The sequence below is a fragment of the Streptomyces sp. NBC_01012 genome (assembly GCF_045162755.1).
GTDB lineage: Bacteria > Actinomycetota > Actinomycetes > Streptomycetales > Streptomycetaceae > Streptomyces.
In genome coordinates this window covers 179,725-197,834 of record NZ_CP108688.1, presented here as the reverse complement: position 1 = coordinate 197,834, position 18,110 = coordinate 179,725, and the positions used below count along the sequence as shown (strand labels likewise).

Genomic DNA, 18,110 nt, shown 5'->3' with positions numbered 1-18,110 from the left:
TCAGGCCCTGGCCGGGACGGGTTCCGGAGCCACGAAGCTGTAGCAGGGCAGCGGTCCTGTGACCCGTAGATCGATGCGGTCCGGATGGTCCGCGGCGAATCGCTCGGCGACGGCGCGGAAACGTGCTACCTCGTGGCGGGAGACCAGGAAGGACACGTTCAGTACGCAGCCGTTCACGTCCGGCCCCGGACACATGGCGTGGGTGGTCCCGGCGACTTCGCCCGGCAACCTGGCCGCCACCGCCGCGGCCCTGCGCCGCAGACCCGCGGCCACGGCCTCGCCGAGCCGGATGTTGGCTTCGTAGCCAGGGCGCCGACGCGTCTCCTCGCGGATCCTCCGTACCTCCGGGTCCTCACGCACCAGTGCGGCCAGGCTGTCCTGCACCGGCGTGATCTTGACGTTCATCTCGACACGGGAGTCCAGCCGCTCCAGAACCGCGGCGTGCTCACTCCGGTGTGCCGCTACGCCCGCCAGCAGCGTGGCTTCGTCCGGTGCCACCATTCCGAAGCGCATCGGCAGCACGGGTCCGGATTCGGCCAGCCCCATGAGGAGGCTCTGATGAGCCATCAGGTCCCTTCGCCGGGCCCTCAGGCCCGGGTGCGCTGCGCTGACCACGACAGCGAGATCCTCGGCCGGCAGCAGCCGCACCGGTGCCGGCGGCTCTCCGACGCCGCCGGCACCCGGGGGAAGCGAGTGGGAGCTGCCCACGATGCCGTACACGTAAATGCCTGAAGGAGTCATGGGTCAGCGGTCCTCTTTGCGGCGGCGGGGTCGCTCGCTCTCGGTGCTCCGTGAGCGGGACGTCTTGGACCTGTGCGGGCGTTTCTTTTCCAGATCGTCCTCGTCGTCCCCGTCGACACCGACGGCCTTCTTGACCTTGTCGCCCACGGAGTGCGCGGCCCTTTTCGCCCCTGCCTTGCCGGCGCTCTTCGCCATGCCGCCACCGAACAGTTCCGGCACGGTCCTGCTGGTCGAGTCGGTCTCCAGGTCCAGTCGATTGCAGGCCTCGGCGAACCGCAGGTAGGTGTCGACACTGGCGACGACGATCCGTGCGTCGATCTTCAGGATCTCGATGCCGACCAGCGATACGCGGACGAAGATGTCGATGACCATGCCCCGGTCGAGGATGAGTTCCAGGACGTCATAGAGGCTGCCGGCGCGCGGAACGCGGACAATCTCCTCACTGTATGCACTCATGGGGTGACCGTCTCTCGGGATGGGGTCAGGTGCCGGGTGCTCACGTGTCTGCCTGACCGCGGCGGTAGCGACGCACCCTGCGGTACTGCAGGAGCGCACCGTCCTCATCGATGTCCACTTCGTACGTGGCGAGGAGGCTGGTGGTGTCGGGAATGCGTGGGAGTTCCAGGACATCGACGTCGATGTGCCAGCCGTCGTCGTTCCGTGAGATCGCGGAGACGCCTTCGGGCTTGTGCCCGATCAGCCTTCGCAGGCTCTGACAGGCGTGTTCGGCTGCCTTCTCCGCTCCGCCGAGGTGCTTTTTGGCCGCGGAGGCCCGGGTGGATCGGGAGGTCCGGGTTTTCCCCGCACGCTGCTCTGGCATGGTCGCCAGTCTGCTGACCGTGTGACCGCGTCGCATGCGGTGATGGACCGAACGGGCTGTCTCAGGGAACCAGCCGAATGGCGGCTTCCCGCAAGCCGGGGGACATTGGAGTCAGGGGTGCGGACCGTGACGCGGGCCGCCGCCCGCCGCAAGACCGTCGTGCCACTCGCAGACACATCCCTCTTTTCTGGAGGATCTCCGATGGCCAGCACCGACATCAGCCGCAGCACGCCCCAAGGCACGAGCGGCAACGGCGGAAGGCCACGTGGCACGACCACCCTTCGGTCGGTACAGGACATCGGATGACGAAGGCGAAGACGAGGACAGCGGTGGCTGGAGCCAGTGGGTCCGGTAGCGCCGCTCCCAGGGCCTGAAAAGTCCCGCCACCCTTCTCCCACGTGTTTCGAGGCACTCATGGAAAACAGTAAGAAGGTCGCTCTCGCCGCCGCGGTGTCGGCGGGCTATGTCCTTGGCCGGACCAAGAAGGGGAAGGTTGCCCTCGGCGTCGCTTCCTTTGTGATGGGCCAGCACCTTCCGCTCAATCCCAGGGAGGCCATCATCCTGGGCGCACGCAAGCTGGCGGACAATCCGGCAGTGGCGCCGCTGGTCGAGCAGGCACGGGGTGAGGTGCTGGATGCCGGGCGCGCAGCGCTGTCGGCAACGGCGAACCGACGCCTCGAAGCCGTCGCCGACGCCCTCCAGGAGCGCACCGAGGCCCTGCTCGAAGGGCCGCGCGAAGAGGACGAGGAGGAGCCCGAGCAGGAGGACTCCGAGGAGGAGGACGAGCTCGAGGACTCCGATGAGGAGAACGAGCCCGAGGACGAGGAGCCGGACGAGGAGGAACCTCCCAGGCGTCGTCCGGCGAAGCGCGCGGCCGCGAAGAAGCCACCCGCCAAGAAGACGGCGCCCGGTAAACCCGCCAAGAAGGCCGCGGCCAAGAAGCCACCGCCGGAGAAGGCCACTGCGAAGAAGTCCGCGAAGCGCGACAGCCGGAGGAGGTAGCTCACATGGGCAAGCAGGAGGACGACCCTACGGACAAGGCCGCATCCGGCCTGGACCGGATCAAGGAGCAACTGTCCGCCTACGCCGGGGCGCAGGGACAGCGGCTGCTGGATTCTGCCGGCGGGAAGCTCAACGAGCTCGCGCAGGGACTTGGCGATACCGATGACGGGGGTGGAGACGGGGGTCTTCTGAATGTCGGGAAGCGGGTACTCGGCGGCGAGAACCCGGCCAAGGCCTTCGTGGGCGAGAAGGCCGGTGGGCTGAAGGACAAGGCCGTGGACTCGGTGAAGGGCGCATTCGGTGGCGGTGGCGGTGGCGATGGTGGCAAATCCGGCAGCGCCAAGGTGACCAACATCGTGGAAGTTATCGATGTCGGTAAACCCCTGCGCTCGGTCTATGACCGCTGGACCGAGATAGAGGAGTTCAACTCCTTCACCAAGGGAGTCACCGACGTGTCGAAGTCGGATGAGATCGAGAGCGACTGGAAACTCAAGGTCGCCTTCTCCAACCGCAGTTGGAAAGCCACGGTGCAGGAGCAGGTGCCCGACGACCGCATCGTCTGGACATCTGAAGGCGCTCAGGGGACGACGCACGGTGCCATCACCTTCCATGAACTGGCCCCGAGCCTGACGCGCATCGTCGTTGTCGTCGAGTACACCCCGGCCGGATTCTTGGAGAAGACGGGCAACATCTGGCGTGCGCAGGGACGCCGCCTGCGACTCGATCTCAAGCATTTCCAGCGGTACGCCACGCTCACCGACGACGAGGACGTCGAAGGCTGGCGCGGGGAGATCCGTGATGGGGAGGTCGTCCGGAGCCATGAGGAAGGGCTTGAGGACGACGAACCGGAGGACGAGGAGCCCGACGAGGACGAGGAGCCGGACGAGGACGACGACGAGGAACCCGAGGACGACGACGAGGAACCAGAGGACGAATACGAGACGGGCGAAGAGGACGACGAAGCAAGGTGAGAAGTCCCGGCCGGCTGCTGAGCCGGTCCGGCAGCGCCCGTGGATCGGTCAGCTGTGGAAGGCGCGCTCCTCGACGAGTCCCAGGTCGAGGAGCGCGCCTTCGGGGTGGAACCGCGCGCCGCCGCAGATCATGCTCCACCATCGGCGGTTGGTGCGTCAGCCCGTGACGATCCCGGTCACCAGGCTGATGGTGGTGGCAGGACGCTCAACGCGCGTGAGTCAGCGTACCGACGACGGCCCCGACAGCCGCTCCGATCACGGCTGAACCGACGAGTCGGGGAACGGCGGAAAGCACCGGCCAGTGGCGGCTCACGCTGTGCGAGAGCACGTCGTGGGAGGAGATCGAGAGCCAGTCCGCACCGAGTCGTGACGGCATCTTGAAAGCGGCACGCGTGTGCGGAGACGCCGACCGCAACATCATCAGCTGGTGCCTCGGCGTGAGCCAGCACGAGCACGGCGTCGACACCGTCAGGGAGATCGTCAACCTGTTCCTGCTGCGCGGAAATCTGGTCCGGGAGGGCGCGGGTCCCTCACCCGTGCGAGGGCACAGCAGCGTACAAGGGCAACTGCACCCGCGGTATCGACCACCGTCCCGACGACGCGTTCCTCGACCGCCTCGCCGACGCCTGCGCGATCGAGCCGCCCCGCGAGCACGGTATGGACACCGTCAGGACCATCGAGGCGATGCAGCGGGGCGACGTGAAGGTGTTCGTCGGCATGGGCGGCAACTTCGCCCTCGCCACGCCCGGCACCCCGGTCACCTGGGCGGCGCTGCGCACGTGCGACCTCACCGTGCAGGTGAGCACCGAACTGAACCGCAGCCACCTCGTCCACGGCCGCCAGGCACTCATCCACCCTCGTCTTCATGAACCGGACCGACATGCGCGAACGCGGAATCGCCGACCTCGGCCCGGTGGACATCACGAGCACCGCGCGGGACGGCAGCCGACGGTTCCTCAACGGCTACCTCGCGTCCCCTACGACATTCCCCGGGGCTGCGCCGCCGGCTACATGCCCGAGATGAACGTGCTGTGCGCACTCGGCGACCACAGCCCCCAGAGCGACCAGCCGATCATGAAGCACGTCAGCGTCACCATCGGGCCGGCCGCCTGATCACGACTGTTTGAGCAGGACTGTCTGAGCAGGAGGGTGCCGATCAGTTGTGCCCGAACTTCCGCTCCTTCTTGTGCGACTCGGACTGCCCGATCGCACGCACCGCGTCCGGAGTCGTCGACGTCGGCGTCTGTTCCTTGGGCTCCGCGGGGGCGCTGCGCTGATGGCCGCTGCTGCGATCTCCGCGGTTCTGTCTGCTCTGCTTCTTGCTCATGATCGTGCCTCCTGTCAGCGTCCGGAACAACGGGGGACACTTCCAGATTCGCATATGCGTACGAATGATGCATGGCGTAGAGAACCGGGCACAGGGTTTTCGCACCCCGTCGGCCTCGTCCGGGTGAGGACTCCTCTCCGGCCTGGCCATCGCGCGGGCCGGCGTGCCATAAGGGAGACCCGGCGGTCGCGGGCGGTGCCGTCGGCGGGGGAGGTACGGAGGCGGAAGGGAGTGCGTGTCGCCCTGCGAGCACCCGCCGGTCGCGAGCAGGCCGGCCGACAGGGAGCCGGCGACCGCGATGGTCACAGCCCAGTGTCGACGTACGTGCTTCAGCATGTCCCTCTCCTTCCCGGACCGCCCCGGACGGTGGCATCGAGCTCGGTGCCACCGCCTCTTTGCAGCGGCGGGAGGTTGTTCGGTGTCGTGCGTGAGCGCCGGACCAACAAGCACCGAACAACGGGCCTCGGAACCCGTTCCCTGATCGGGTGACATCACGACGAGGCGGGCCACGGAGTTCGTCGGGTCTCGGATTCGTCGACCCCCGGGCGTCGGGCACCTCCCACTGATCGATAGGTAAATTCCCATCCAGTGGGTGGACGGATCCCGCGTGGCCGAAACAAACCCCTACTGTCCAGCGGGTGACATCGAGAACGACTCCACAGGGGCCGGGGTACCGCACCGGCGTGATCCTGGCCGCACTCGCCGAGCAGACGACCGTGACGGCCCAGGACCTGTCCCGACGTACCGGGATCCCCATCAGTGCGGTCTACCGGCACCTGCACGATCTCGTGCAACTCGGCCTCGCGGCCTCCACCCGGACCCGCGGCCGGTACTGTGCCGGCTCGCTCTCCGTGCAGATGGCCGAAAACTATCGTCGCGAGATGCTCAGCGGTGGCGAGGTCAAGCGTCGGCTGACCCAGCTCACGGCCGACACCCAGGAGCTGGCCGCCTTCCTGATCCCCAGCGGTCACCACGTGCTGTGCGTCGAAGCAGCCGAGGGCGCCCGGGTGATCAAGTGCAGCTTCTCTCCGGGCCTGACCAAGCCGCTGACGTTCGGAGCCAGCGCGCAGGCGATACTCGCCCACCTTCCCGCGGAGCGCATCGCCGAGGTCAGCGAGGCCCACCAGCTCACCGCCGAACGCGTCGCGGCACTCCACCTGGAGCTGAGGCGTGTCCGCGACCGCGGATACGCGGTGAGCACCGGGGCCGTCGACGAAGGCGTGTGGGGTGTGAGCGTGCCCGTCTTCGACCGCCTCGGCCAGGTCAACGGCACCGTCAGCACCATGGCACCCGAATTCCGGGTGCGTCGCAGCCATCAGGCCCTGCTGACCCTTACCCACGCCGCGGCTCAGGACATCAGTCGCTTCGACGAACTGTCATGACACCTCGACCACATCACTGCCAGACATCACTGCCATGAATGCGGACTGCACATGAACACGCCCCCCAGCCCCGCCACCACCCCCGACGCGAACGCCCGCCCCGCCTGGACCGGCCGTGTCGACGGTCCGGGCGCGGCGCACAGACGCTGGCACTCCGCGGTCGACGCGGACGATGCCACCACCCCAGGCACGGCCCTGATCGGCTTCCGCAGTGACGAAGGCGTACGCCGCAACGGCGGGCGCAGGGGAGCGGCCGACGGCCCCGGTGAGATCCGCCGGGCCCTGGCGTCCAAGGCCCTGGACACCGGCATCGTCGTCCACGACATGGGTGACGTCACAGTGGTGGGCGAGGACCTGGAGGACGGCCACGGCCGGCTCGCGGCCGCCGTCGCTTCGCTGGTCCGCGCCGGCCATCTCCCCCTGGTGCTCGGCGGCGGCCACGAGACGGCCTACGGCTCCTACCAGGGGCTCGCCGCCGGCGGTGCCCTGGACGGGCGGCGGCTCGGCATCCTCAACCTCGACGCGCACTTCGATCTGCGCGAGGCGGCCCGGGCGACATCGGGCACGCCCTTCCGGCAGATCGCCGCTCTCGAGGCCGACCGCGGCGCGCCCTTCACCTACGCGGTGGTGGGCATCAGCGAGCCGAGCAACACCACAGCCCTCTTCGACACCGCGAACGCCCTGAACGTCCGGTACCGGACGGACGAGGAGTGCCAGGAGCGGCATCTCTCCGAGGTGCTGGACTTCGTGGCGCGTTTCGTGGAATCCGTCGACGTGCTGTACCTGACCATCGATCTGGATGTGCTGCCCGCCGCGTCCGCCCCCGGTGTCAGCGCACCCGCCGCGGTCGGCGTACCACCGACGGTCGTCGTCGAGATCTGCAAGGCGGTCGCAGCCGACCCGAAACTCACCCTCGCGGACATCGTCGAGCTGAATCCCGCCCACGACATCGACCACCGCACCGCCGGACTCGCGGCGCGGCTCGCCCACACCCTCACGGTGGGCTCCCAGCGCGCCCGCCGCCGTGCCACCGCGCCCACCGGCACGGACGCCACACCCGTCGGCTGACCACCCCCCGTCCCGTCGGTGGCCACCGGGCGTCACGTCCACGCCACACACGGTCCGAATGGAGTTGAACATGGTGAAAGCACGCATAGGACGAAGGGCCGCGGCCGTCCTGGCCGGGTTCCTCGCGTCGGTCCTCCTGCTGGCCGGCGCCTCGCCCGCCCTCGCCGACCAGGCAGGCGAGGCAACTCAGGAGAAGGGTGCCCAGAAGCTCGACCGGCTCCGTTCGGGCAAGGCGACCCTGCGCGTGGGTACCGACGCGACGTTCCCGCCCTTCGAGTTCACCGAGGCCGGGGGCGGCAAGACCGGTTTCGATGTCGACCTGGTCCGGGCACTGGCCCAGCGCGCGGGCATCAAGAAGGTCACGTTCACGCAGATGCCGTTCGGGAACATCGTCCCGGCGCTGCAGGCCCACCAGATAGACGTCGGCGCCTCGGCGATCTACATCAGTGACGCCCGCTCCAAGGCCGTGGACTTCACCGATGTCTACTACCCCGGCGGCCTCGCGATGTTCGTCCCCGACGACGACGACTCCGTGCACGCGCTGGACGACCTCGCGGGCAAGAAGGTCGCGGTCCAGGTCGGCACCAAGTCCGTGGAGTGGCTCAAGGAGCACCAGCCCCACGCCCAGCCCGTGACCGTGCAGACCAACGAGCAGATGTTCTCCTCGGTGAAGCTAGGCCAGGCCGACGCCGTCATCACCGGAGCCCCCGGCGGTCAGTACTTCATCGCCCAGCAAGGCGGCCTGAAGCAGGTCGGCAAGCGGCTGACCGGCGAGAACTACGGCTACGCCTTCCCGAAGTCGGATACCGCGGTGACCGCCGCGTTCGACTCCGCACTCAAGAACATGAAGTCCGACGGCTCGTACACGAAGCTGACCGACAAGTGGTTCGCCGCCAAGGACACGGCCACGTCCGAGAAGGACCAGCCTCTCCTCAACCCGTCGACGATCGTGGACTCCTGGGACCAGATCTGGCACGGTCTGCTGGTCAGCATCATGGTCATCCTGCTGTCGCTCTGCCTCAGCCTCGTCCTCGGCATGCTCGGCGGCTTCGCCAAGCTCAGCAAGGTTCTTCCGGTGCGCTGGCTGGGCAACGCCTACGTCTCGGTGATCCGCGGGACCCCGTTCGTCGTCCAGTTGTTCTTCATCTACTTCGGTCTGCCCCAGCTCGGACTGCAACTGTCGCCCATGGTCGCCGGGGTGCTCGCCCTCGGCCTCTACAGCGGCTCCTACGTCACCGAGATCTTCCGTGGCGCCGTACAGGCGGTGGACCGTGGCCAGATCGAGGCCGCCCGTTCCTGCGGTATGTCGCACGCCGCGGCCATGCGCCATGTCGTGGTGCCCCAGGCGTTCCTGCGCATGCTGCCCCCGCTGGGCAACGAATTCGTGTCGCTGACGAAGAACTCCGCACTGGTCTCCTTCATCACCATCGGTGAACTGTTCCTCGTCGGCCAGACGATCATCTCCCGTACGTTCGACGCACTGACCGTCTATCTGTTCATCGGCTTCCTCTACTACGTCCTGACCAACCTCATCGGATCCGCGACCCAGGCGATCGAAAAGAAGATGGCGGTGTATGTCTGATGGCACTCCTCGAAACCCACGGCGTCACCAAGACGTACGGCGACCACGAAGTGCTGCGCGGCATCGACTTCACCGTCGAGCCGGGCCAGGTCGTCGCCGTCATCGGGCCCAGCGGAGGCGGCAAGTCGACCTTCCTGCGCTGTCTCAACCTGCTCGAGACACCGACCACGGGCCATGTCGTGTTCGCCGGGGAGGAGCTCAGCGCGACGCGGTCCGACCTCGATCAGCTGCGCGCCCGTATGGGCATGGTCTTCCAGCAGTTCAACCTGTTCCCCCACATGACCGCGCTGCGCAACGTCGTGCTGCCGCAGATGAACGTGCTCGGGCGCAGCCGTGAGGAGGCCGAGGAACGAGGCCGTGCGTTGCTCGGCCGGGTGGGCATGAGTCACCGGGCGGACATCTTCCCCAACCGGCTCTCCGGAGGCCAGAAGCAGCGCGTCGCCATCGCGCGGGCCGTGGCCATGGACCCGCAGCTGATGCTCTTCGACGAACCCACGTCCGCGCTGGACCCCGAGGTGGTCCATGACGTCCTCGAGGTCATGAGCGGTCTGGCCAAGGACGGCATGACGATGGTCGTGGTCACCCACGAGATGGGCTTCGCCCGTAAGGTCGCGGACCGGGTCGTCTTCATCGACGGCGGCCGGATAGCCGCGGACCTGCCGCCCGAGGAGTTCTTCTCACCCGGCAACGACAACGACCGGATCAAGGCCTTCCTGGCCAAGGTCCTCTAGGTCCTCTAGGTCCTGTCCCCGGCCCGGACCACGACCACGGGGCACTTGGCGTGCTGTGCGCAGCGCTGGCTCACGGAGCCCAGCATGGCCCGGGCGAAACCGCCCCGTCCGCTGTTGCCGACCACGAGCAGCTCCGCGCCTTCCGAGGCCCTCACCAGCACTTCGGAAGGGTCCCCGCGGACGAGCATCTCGCGTACCTCGGCGGGCTTGACCTCGCTGAAGACCGAACGGATCCCCTCGGTGAAGCGGAGCCGGGCCTGCTCCAGATCGAAGCCGGTCTCCGTGGCAGGTCCTGCCCAGCCGATCTCCGACGGGGTGTCCCAGGCGCACACGGCCTCGACGACAGCACCCGTGAGCTGAGCGTGCTGCGCCGCCCATCGCAGGGCTTCCTGGGACGGGGTGGATCCGTCGACACCGACCACGACGCGGGGAGTTTCCGTATCGCTGTCCATGACCGCCTCATCGCTCGTCCGAGTCCTTCTCCGTCCACAGTGCCCGGGCTCCGGGTGCCGCGCCAGCGGGGACGGGAGCGGCCGTCACGCGCTCGGCCGTGGTGCGGTGACGCGCATCCGTGCCTAGCGTGAATGGACGGCGGTCCGCGCCGCCGGCTCGTCGTGGGCGGGCGCGGCGCCCCCTCCGCCGTCCGGAAGCAGGAAGGTGAAGGGTCATGGCCGACCGACCGCAGAAGGCCCCGCACGGGCCCGGTGCACCGGCAGTGGGCGACATCGGCAGACGTGTGGCGGCGCGGCGTGAGTATCTGGGGCTGTCCCGGAGGGATCTCGCGCTCCGTACCGCCTCCGCACCCGGCTACATCGAGTACGTGGAGACCCAGCCCGGAGCCCACGGGATGGGCTTCATGGTGCGGCTGGCCAATGCCCTCGAGACGACGGTGGACGAGCTCACCGGGGGCACGGTCGGCCTGCCGCCCGGTGTGGGCAGGGCGGCCTACCACCCCGAGCTGGTGGAGCTGGACCAGGAGGAGTGCTGGGAACTGCTCGGGACCCACGGGGTGGGGCGCGTGGTGGTCAGCGACCAGCGAGGTCCGGCCGTCTTCCCCGTCAACTACGTCGCGACCCGGAAAGAGGTCGCCTACCGGACCTCACCCGACTCCGGCCCGGTGGAGGCGGCCGGCCACGAGACCGCCTTCGAGGTGGACCACATCGACGACGCCTTCAGCCGGGGATGGAGCGTGCTCATCGTCGGTGAGGCACGGGCCGTCACCGAGCCGGAGGCCGTCCAGCGGCTCGACACGGCTGCACACACGTCCTCTCCGTGGGCCGGTGGGCAGCGGGATCAGTGGATCGTGGTGACACCCGACAGGGTGACGGGGCGACGCATCGTCGTCCACGACCACTGAGCGCAGCCTCTGAGGACGACGCATACCTGCGACTGCGATCGAGAGCGTGCCCCGGCACCACACCGAGGAGGTCGTATGACGAACCAGGACGCCGACCAGCAGATACTGGTCGGCATCGATCCGAACGATCCTTCGGTTCCCATGCTGACCTGGGCAGCGGACGAGGCCGAGCGCAGAGGCCTGCCGCTGCGGCTGTTGCTGGCCGTCCCACCCGTGCACGACACCCAGCAACGGGAGTCGACACCTCAGCACATCTCCCGGCGGGAGCAGGGCGGTGAGGCGCTGGCCGCCGCACGTGACACCGTCCTGCGCCACACCCCGCGTGCGCGGGTGTCGACCGAACTCCTCGACGGGCAGCCCGCGGTGGCGCTCTGCCGACGTACGGTCGGACCCATCCGCATGATCGTGGTCGGTTCCCGGGGACTCAGCCGTGCGGCGGAGATCCTCAGCGCCCGGTCGGTGGCGGTGCCTCTCAGCGCACAGGCCCACTGTCCCGTCGTCGTCGTGAAGTCCCCCGAGCACACTGCGCGTCACCCCGCTCGTCTGGTCGTCGGAGTGGACGGCAGCGCGTCCTCGCGGGAGGCCGCGAAGTTCGCCTTCGAGGAGGCGGACGCGCGTCACGCGTCCGTGCACGCCGTGTGGGTGTGGCCGCGCCCCCTCATCGAGTTCGGGGGAGGCGAGGCCGGACTCGAAGAGCGCACGCGCCGTCTCGGTGAGGTGGTTGCCGAGTGCTCCACCGGACACCCGGGCGTGAGCCTGACGCAGGAGGTGCGCCGCGGACACCCGGTGGAAGAACTCGCCCGTGCCGCTTCGGACGCGCTCGCAGTCGTCGTCGGAAGGCGTGGCTTCGGCGGCTACACGGGCATGCGCCTCGGGTCGGTCGTCCACGGCCTTCTGCACCGGGCCGAATGCCCGGTGATCACCGTGCCCGGCGAGCCGTCCCAGGCGAGGGGGCGGGGATGAACGGGAGCGGTTGAACGGGAGCGGTCGAACCCCACGCGCCGGGGCGTCGGGGTTCAGTCACGTCGGCTCCACTGCGGTTCCACCCTGCTCCACTCCGTCTCCCAGCCGGCCGCCCGCCGCCGGTTGCACACCACCCGGATCCCGAGCCCGGTCAGTACACCGACGCCGAGGGTGACGACGGCACCGCTTCCGCCCTCCAGCAGAGCGTCCGCCCACAGGTCGCTGTCCTTGAGAGGGGCGGAGGTGTGGCGGCCCTGGCTGTCCAGCCAGACCTTCGTGCTCTCCCCGCGCTTGGTCCCCGGGGCGACCAGCGCGTTCCCCTTGGCGGAGTCGCCACCGGGGGACGAGGTCCAGCGGACCGGCACCGAGACGCGCTCGGAACGCCCCGACTCGTCCGCCCACGGGCCCGACCTGGCGGCGTCGCGCAGGACCACGGCGCGCACCTGGTGCCGGTCCGCGCGCTGTTCGGCGGCGACCGACCGTCCCTGGTCGAGGGCGCTCCAGCCCTGCGCCACGCCGATCACCGAAGCGCATACGAGAACCAGGGCGCACAGGAGAAGGAACAGCCGTGCCTCGATGACATCGATGCCCCGACGCAGCGGGTTCGTACGCCACCGTCGGCTCCCGATCGCGGACATGCGCTCACAGCCTTCCAGGCGCTCATGGCCTTCCAGGCAATACTCCGGCCTCCCGGCCATGCTCGGGCCTCTCCAGGCCACGGTCCGGCCTCCAGGCCGTGCTTCGCCCCCGAGGGCGGAGAGGGGACCCCTGCTTCCGGTCCGGCGGCCGACGCCTCGCTCCTCCCAGTGTCCACGTCCTCGCCGAGACGGCAAAAGGGCCGATCCAGTTCCACACACCGGCGATGGCCGAGAAGTGCGGGAGCCCCGGGGGCCGCTCGCGAACGCCGGTGATTTCACCGATGGCGCCCGCGCCGCGGGCCCCGACTCTTGTCGGGTCAGCACCCGCATCCCCGTCAGGAGTGCTCCATGCGTCGTTCCCCCCGCCGGCTACTCGGCTTCCTCGCGGCCGCCACGGTCGCGTTCACCCTGTTCTCCTCGGCCCCGACGGCCGGCGCGGCCCCGGCCGCGGACGCCACGTCGGCCTCGGCGGCACGGGCCGCCGAGGCCGCTGCCCGGCCGCTGTCGACCAGCACGCCGGTCGTCTTCGTCCACGGGTACACCGGCAACGCCTCGAACTGGGTCACCGCGAGAAGCGTCTTCCAGCTCAAGGGCTGGTCCGGTTCCGACCTCTTCGCCTACGAGTACAACTCCTACGGCAACAACATCAGCAACGCCCAGGGACTGGCCACCTTCGTCGACGACGTGAAGTCCAGGACCGGAGCGAGCAAGGTCGCGATCGTCAACCACTCGATGGGCGGCCTGGTCAGCCAGTACTACCTGAAGGTGCTGGGCGGAGACAGCAGCGTCAGCCACCTCGCGTCGATCGCGGGCGCGAACCACGGGACCACGTACGCCGGCGCCTGCCTCGTCTACACGACCTGCCGGCAGATGTACCCGGGCTCCTCGTTCATCTCCCAGATCACCTCGGGTGACGAGACGCCGGGCGACACCAAGTACGCGACGTGGTACTCGGCCTGCGACGGCATCATCCTGCCGTACACCAGCACCCGGCTGGACGGCGCCACGAACAACAACGTCCTCTGCCAGACCCACATCGGGTACCTGGCGGACACGGTCGTGCTGGGCCAGGTAGCCAACTTCGTCGCCTCCTGACCGTCCGTAGGACCCGCAGCCGCCCCGTTCCCGGCCGTCACGGACGCCGGGAACGGGGCACGGTCGGTGCAACAGGGTGCCCGTGTGTGCGTCTACGCCGAGACCTCCGCCTCTCCTCTGCGCCGGTCAATGCGGATGCGACAAGGAGCCCGGCTACCGTCCGCGGACGCGCGCCGCACTGCGGGCGCGTGAGCGCGCCGCGGCGCGGGACGGACTGCCACTGTCCGAGACGCTGTCCCGACCGGATCCGCACACCCCGGCCGGTTGACCGCCTCAGTCGGTGTAGACCTCCGCACGGTCGATGCTCACGAAGGCCCCCTGGGAGTCGGAGTTGTGCTGACCGGTCACCCGTACACGGAGGGTGTGGTCGCCGGACTCCAGTCGCGGGCTCCTGTACTGCACGGCCTCCCCGATGCGGAGGGGGCCGTGGAAGTCCACCGTCTGTTCCGCTCCGCCGTCGATGCTGATGGCCGCGTAACCGTTGCCCGTGTCCTTGACGGACAGCAGGGCGATACGGGTACCGGTGAAGGAGAACGTGGCCGTGGCGTCCGTACTGTCGCTCCAGTGGTCGTCGCCCCAGAAGCACTGGGTCGCGCAGTCCGTACCGGAGTTCCAGGCGCCGCTGTACGTCACGCTGCCCGAACCGCTGGAGCGGGCGTCGTCGTTGATCCAGTGATTGCCCGAGCCGGGATCGCCCGACGGCAGGTCCTGGGTGGCGCCGAGGGCGAGCGGGCTGCCGAAGTCGGGAGTGCCGTCGGCGCGCCAGGTGAACTTCTGGGCGCGGGTGGTGCGGTTGCTGTAGGTCGCTTCGGACGTGGTCTTCGCGTGGTAGACGATCCAGTCCTCGGTGCCGTCCGGGGAGCTGAAGAAGGCGTGGTGCCCGGGGCCGAACACACCTCGGTCATCGGCCCGTGAGAACACCGCGTCCGGGTACTGCTGCCAGGCGCCCGGCGTGAGCGGGTCGGCGTCCATCGGCAGCGACATCATCCGGATCTGGTAGTCGGGCTTGCCGGTGTCGCAGGCGGAGTACGTCATCCAGACACGGTCGTTGCGGTAGAGGAACTCCGGCCCTTCACGGACCTCGGGGCACCCTCCGTCCGCGTCGATGGCCACGGCGTCCCCCGAGACGGCGTACGGGCTGGACATCGGAGCGATGTTGAGGCCGTTGTGCTGGTACTGGTTGATTCCGCTGTAGGCGAGGTAGAGGCGGCCGTTCAGCTGGAGGATGCCGGCGTCGATGGCGAAGTCGTCGGCGTGGTTGGGCGGGGCGAGCTTCGCCTTGAAGTGGTACGGGCCGGCGGGGTCGTCGCCGTCCGACTCCAGGACGTACAGGCGGTGGTGGTCGTCCACCCCGTCGTCCGCCGTGTAGTAGAGATACCAGCGGTCACCGAAGCGGTAGAACTCCGGAGCCCAGATGTTGCGGTTCCTCGAGGTGTCGGAGTCGGTCCACACCGTGATGGGGTCGGCTGCGGCGAGCGTCCCGAGGGAGGGCGAGCGCCACATCCTGATGCTGTCACCCTGGGTGGTGGTGAGGTAGTAGTTCCCGTTCCAATGGGTCATGAACGGATCGGGCCCGGTATTCAGCGGATTGCGGAACGTCCCCGCCTCGGCGGCCGCCACCGGTGGCACGGAGGACGCCGGTGCTGCCGTGGCAGGGGCGGTGACGGCGGGAAGCAGGCCCAGGAGCAGCCCGAGAAGTGCGGTGACGAGCGCTCCGACGCGGAGTGCGGGGCGTTGCGGTGACTGCGAGGGCATGAGGCAGTTTCCTTCCGGGGCCGAGCCCACTGAGGTACGGGGACCACACGCATTTACATCGATGTAATTACGGGGCGACACGTTAAGTACGGACCGCTGCCCTGTCAATGCCTCTCACAGCGGGCCGAGTTGGAGTCCCCCCGCGCCCCCGCACGCGGAACAGCCGGACGGCCGCGATGTGACAGGGCCGGCCGGCTGTTCGCCCGTCGGTGGGAGCCGTACGGGATCAGGGCTGTCCGCCGCGCTCCAGCGGGATCCGCTCGCCCGTCTCGACCGCGACCGGCAGACGGTTCTCCGCCGGGGGCAGAGGGCAGGTCGCCAGGTCGGTGTAGGCGCAGGGAAGATTCGCGGCGCGGTTGAAGTCGATGCTCAGCCGCCCTTCGGCGTCGGGCGGCGCGACCTGGAGGGAGCGGTTCGCCGCATAGGTGGTCACCCCCGATGTCCTGTCCGTGAACAGCACCGTCAGACTGCCGGGGCGCTTGCCGTTGAACGCCGTCAGCCGGCGGACCTCACCGGCCAGTTCGAACTCGATCCGGCCGGGGGAGTCGTACACATGCTCAAGGCCCTCGACCGACGCGCCGACGGTCACCGGGCGCGGCGGATCGAACGGAACGAAGCGGCCGGGACGGATCCACCGAGGGTCCGGCGCGTAGGCGGGGGTCCGGGTGAACGAGGTGCGCAGCGCGTTCTCGGGGTGACGCGGGCGCAGGATGTCATGTCCGCCGCGCTTGGCGACCTCGATGACCGCGTCCCCGGAGCCGGGGAACAGGCTGTCACGCTCACCGATGACCCCGAAGTCGTGCCGGCCGTGGACCGCGACGCCGTCGACGGTGAGTTCCTCGCCCTCCGCCAGCTCGACCACCACCCCGTCCGGTGTGCTGGACCACGCCCCCGGTGCGTCCTCGAAGCGGGTCGGCTCCGCGCTCAGCCAGTGCAGGCTGGTGATGGCGAGAAACCCGTGCGGTGCGGAGAGCACCTCATCGTGCTCGCGGTGCCACTGCTCCCATTCCTGGACGAAATTGCCCTGGTCGACGTCGTTGACTGTCATCCTCGCTCCTTCGTGTGGTTGCTGGTGGGCCGCCCCGGCCGTGTCACAGGTGCTTGCCGAAGCAGACGCTGAACGGGTCCTTGTCGTAGGGCGGACAGCAGGAGACGCGGTGCCAGCCCTGCCGTTCGTAAAGCCCCATGGCCTCCGGCTGGAGCTTCCCGGTCTGCAGATGGAGCCGGTCGGCGCCGAGCGCACGGGCGCTGTTCTCCACGGCGTCGAGCGCAGCCCTCGCGAGGCCCCGCCCACGGTGCTCGTCGTGCACATAAACGCGCTTCACCTCGTAGAGGTCCACACCGTCGCGTCGGCGCAGCAGCCTCAGAGAGGCTGTCGCCAGCGGTCTCGAGCCCTCGTACGCGAGCCAGGTGACGGCTATCTCCGCCGCGCTCGGCGGCCCCGGACGACGGCCCGCACGCTCGGCGTCGAAGGGTGCGTAACGAGGCCGCAGTTCGGCGTCCATGCGGTTGCGCAGGGCCAGCGCGTCGGGGTGGTCCCAGTCGGCGGCAACCCAGCGCACGGCGCCGCCGCCCGACGACAGGACGTCCGTGTGGAACGACTGCTCCGCGCTCACCCGGCACCGTCCGTGATCCGGTCGTCCACCGGGCCCACGGTCCCGGCGCCCTCCTCGGTCCCGGCGGGGTCGTCGCCTTCCAGCAGGCCGAGACCACGCAGCCAGTCGTCGTCGAAGACCTTGGAGAGATAGTTGCGGCCGGAATCCGGCAGCAGAACCACCACGAGATCGTCCGGGCCCAGTTCGGCCGCAACCCGCAGGGCGGCCGCGACCGCCGTGCCCGCGGAGCCACCGACGAGCAGCCCTTCCTCCCGGGCCAGACGCCGGGCGGTCAGCAGGGAGTCGCGGTCACTGATCCGTTCGAACCGGTCCACGACTCCCGGGTCGTAGGACTGCGGCCAGGTGTCGTCCACCGTCTCGGGGTGACGGAACCGGCCGATGCTCTCCACGTTGTACGGGCTGCCGTCGCCACCGGAGTAGAGCGAGGCCTCCGGGTCGGCGCCCACGACCGTGACCCGGCCACCGCTCACCTCCTTGAGATACCCGCCGGTCCCGGTGATGGTGCCGCCCGTGCCGATCCCGGACACCAGGTGCGTGACCCGCCCGTCGGTCTGCCGCCAGATCTCGGGGCCCGTGGTGCGGTGGTGGGCCAGAGGGTTGGCCGGGTTGTCGTACTGGTCGGCCAGCCAGCCGCCCGGCGTCTCGGCGGCGACACGGCCGGCCACGGAGTGCACATGAGCGGGATCCTCGCGCGGCACGTCGCTGGGGCAGACGATGACCTCGGCACCGTAGGCGCGCAGTACGGCGATCTTCTCCGCGCTGCTCTTGTCCGGGATCGCGAAGACACAGCGGTAACCGCGCTGCGCGGCGACCATGGCCAGGCCGACCCCCGTATTGCCCGATGTGCCCTCGACGATGGTGCCGCCAGGCAGGAGCAGCCCGGCCTCCTCCGCCGCCTCGACCATCGACAGAGCGATACGGTCCTTCACGCTGCCACCGGGATTGACGTACTCCAGTTTGACGTGGACGGGTGCGGGCACCGTGCCCGTGACGCGGTTGAGCCGCACCAGCGGCGTGTTGCCGACCACGTCGGTCAGCGATGCGTGGACGTCCAATGCGGTG

General features: G+C 69.1%; 18 protein-coding genes and 2 pseudogenes. 10 read left to right on the top strand and 10 right to left on the bottom strand.

Annotated features, from left to right (window positions below; translation table 11 throughout):
* The 3 genes from OG623_RS00810 to OG623_RS00800 are packed head-to-tail and all read right to left on the bottom strand — an operon-like array spanning window position 1 to window position 1,561.
* A complete protein-coding gene (locus tag OG623_RS00810) occupies window positions 1-741 on the bottom strand; it encodes a GvpL/GvpF family gas vesicle protein (protein WP_406143331.1) in 741 nt (246 codons plus the stop codon).
* 3 nt (window positions 742-744) lie between these two features.
* Complete coding sequence (gvpJ, locus tag OG623_RS00805; protein ID WP_406143329.1) at window positions 745-1,197, bottom strand: gas vesicle protein GvpJ; 453 nt, start codon at window positions 1,195-1,197, stop codon at window positions 745-747.
* 40 nt (window positions 1,198-1,237) lie between these two features.
* On the bottom strand, window positions 1,238-1,561 hold the full coding sequence (locus OG623_RS00800; RefSeq protein WP_406143328.1) for a gas vesicle protein: 324 nt from the start codon (window positions 1,559-1,561) through the stop codon (window positions 1,238-1,240).
* 414 nt (window positions 1,562-1,975) lie between these two features.
* Here OG623_RS00800 and OG623_RS00795 point away from each other — a divergent pair, with 414 nt between their 5' ends.
* The 3 genes and pseudogenes from OG623_RS00795 to OG623_RS00785 all read left to right on the top strand — a co-directional run.
* Window positions 1,976-2,563 carry a hypothetical protein gene (locus tag OG623_RS00795; RefSeq protein WP_406143327.1) on the top strand — a complete coding sequence of 196 codons (588 nt, stop codon included), beginning with the start codon at window positions 1,976-1,978 and terminating at the stop codon, window positions 2,561-2,563.
* A gap of 5 nt (window positions 2,564-2,568) precedes the next feature.
* Window positions 2,569-3,534, top strand: a complete 966-nt coding sequence (locus OG623_RS00790; protein ID WP_406143326.1) for an SRPBCC family protein — start codon at window positions 2,569-2,571, stop codon at window positions 3,532-3,534.
* A 314-nt stretch (window positions 3,535-3,848) separates the two neighbouring features.
* Window positions 3,849-4,647, top strand: a pseudogene (locus OG623_RS00785) (hypothetical protein); the annotation flags it as partial.
* A 43-nt stretch (window positions 4,648-4,690) separates the two neighbouring features.
* Here OG623_RS00785 and OG623_RS00780 read toward each other — a convergent pair.
* Entirely contained in the window at window positions 4,691-4,861 is a 171-nt protein-coding gene (locus OG623_RS00780; protein ID WP_406143325.1) for a hypothetical protein, read from the bottom strand.
* A gap of 638 nt (window positions 4,862-5,499) precedes the next feature.
* Here OG623_RS00780 and OG623_RS00775 point away from each other — a divergent pair.
* The 4 genes from OG623_RS00775 (at window position 5,500) to OG623_RS00760 (ending at window position 9,624) form a co-directional block, all read left to right on the top strand.
* On the top strand, window positions 5,500-6,243 hold the full coding sequence (locus OG623_RS00775; protein WP_406143323.1) for an IclR family transcriptional regulator: 744 nt from the start codon (window positions 5,500-5,502) through the stop codon (window positions 6,241-6,243).
* 51 nt (window positions 6,244-6,294) lie between these two features.
* Window positions 6,295-7,311 (top strand): formimidoylglutamase, encoded by a 1,017-nt coding sequence (hutG, locus tag OG623_RS00770; RefSeq protein ID WP_406143321.1) that lies wholly within the window; start codon window positions 6,295-6,297, stop codon window positions 7,309-7,311.
* A 70-nt stretch (window positions 7,312-7,381) separates the two neighbouring features.
* On the top strand, window positions 7,382-8,893 hold the full coding sequence (locus OG623_RS00765) for an ABC transporter substrate-binding protein/permease (protein WP_406143320.1): 1,512 nt from the start codon (window positions 7,382-7,384) through the stop codon (window positions 8,891-8,893).
* Complete coding sequence (locus OG623_RS00760; protein WP_406143319.1) at window positions 8,893-9,624, top strand: amino acid ABC transporter ATP-binding protein; 732 nt, start codon at window positions 8,893-8,895, stop codon at window positions 9,622-9,624. The genes OG623_RS00765 and OG623_RS00760 overlap by 1 nt, the downstream gene beginning before the upstream one ends.
* Before the next feature lie 5 nt (window positions 9,625-9,629).
* Here the strand turns inward: OG623_RS00760 and OG623_RS00755 are convergent, their stop codons facing one another.
* On the bottom strand, window positions 9,630-10,076 hold the full coding sequence (locus OG623_RS00755) for a universal stress protein (RefSeq protein WP_406143317.1): 447 nt from the start codon (window positions 10,074-10,076) through the stop codon (window positions 9,630-9,632).
* Between the two features lie 215 nt (window positions 10,077-10,291).
* On the opposite strand from OG623_RS00755, the gene OG623_RS00750 reads away from it, so the two are divergent.
* Window positions 10,292-10,981, top strand: a complete 690-nt coding sequence (locus OG623_RS00750; protein ID WP_406143316.1) for a helix-turn-helix domain-containing protein — start codon at window positions 10,292-10,294, stop codon at window positions 10,979-10,981.
* Window positions 10,982-11,056: 75 nt separating this feature from the next.
* Window positions 11,057-11,944 (top strand): universal stress protein, encoded by an 888-nt coding sequence (locus OG623_RS00745; RefSeq protein WP_406143314.1) that lies wholly within the window; start codon window positions 11,057-11,059, stop codon window positions 11,942-11,944.
* A gap of 53 nt (window positions 11,945-11,997) precedes the next feature.
* On the opposite strand, the gene OG623_RS00740 is transcribed toward OG623_RS00745, so the two are convergent.
* Entirely contained in the window at window positions 11,998-12,582 is a 585-nt protein-coding gene (locus OG623_RS00740) for a hypothetical protein (protein ID WP_406143312.1), read from the bottom strand.
* 348 nt (window positions 12,583-12,930) lie between these two features.
* Here OG623_RS00740 and OG623_RS00735 point away from each other — a divergent pair, with 348 nt between their 5' ends.
* Window positions 12,931-13,677, top strand: coding sequence for an esterase/lipase family protein (locus OG623_RS00735; protein ID WP_406143311.1), 747 nt, complete (start codon window positions 12,931-12,933; stop codon window positions 13,675-13,677).
* A 273-nt stretch (window positions 13,678-13,950) separates the two neighbouring features.
* On the opposite strand, the gene OG623_RS00730 is transcribed toward OG623_RS00735, so the two are convergent.
* The 4 genes and pseudogenes from OG623_RS00730 to OG623_RS00715 form a co-directional block, all read right to left on the bottom strand.
* Window positions 13,951-15,432 (bottom strand): family 43 glycosylhydrolase, encoded by a 1,482-nt coding sequence (locus OG623_RS00730; protein WP_406143309.1) that lies wholly within the window; start codon window positions 15,430-15,432, stop codon window positions 13,951-13,953.
* A gap of 226 nt (window positions 15,433-15,658) precedes the next feature.
* On the bottom strand, window positions 15,659-16,480 hold the full coding sequence (locus tag OG623_RS00725) for a DUF1684 domain-containing protein (RefSeq protein ID WP_406143307.1): 822 nt from the start codon (window positions 16,478-16,480) through the stop codon (window positions 15,659-15,661).
* Window positions 16,481-16,523: 43 nt separating this feature from the next.
* Window positions 16,524-17,048 (bottom strand): GNAT family N-acetyltransferase, encoded by a 525-nt coding sequence (locus tag OG623_RS00720; protein WP_406143305.1) that lies wholly within the window; start codon window positions 17,046-17,048, stop codon window positions 16,524-16,526.
* Between the two features lie 62 nt (window positions 17,049-17,110).
* Window positions 17,111-18,103: pseudogene (locus OG623_RS00715) on the bottom strand (PLP-dependent cysteine synthase family protein); the annotation flags it as partial.
* Window positions 18,104-18,110 lie beyond the last annotated feature (7 nt).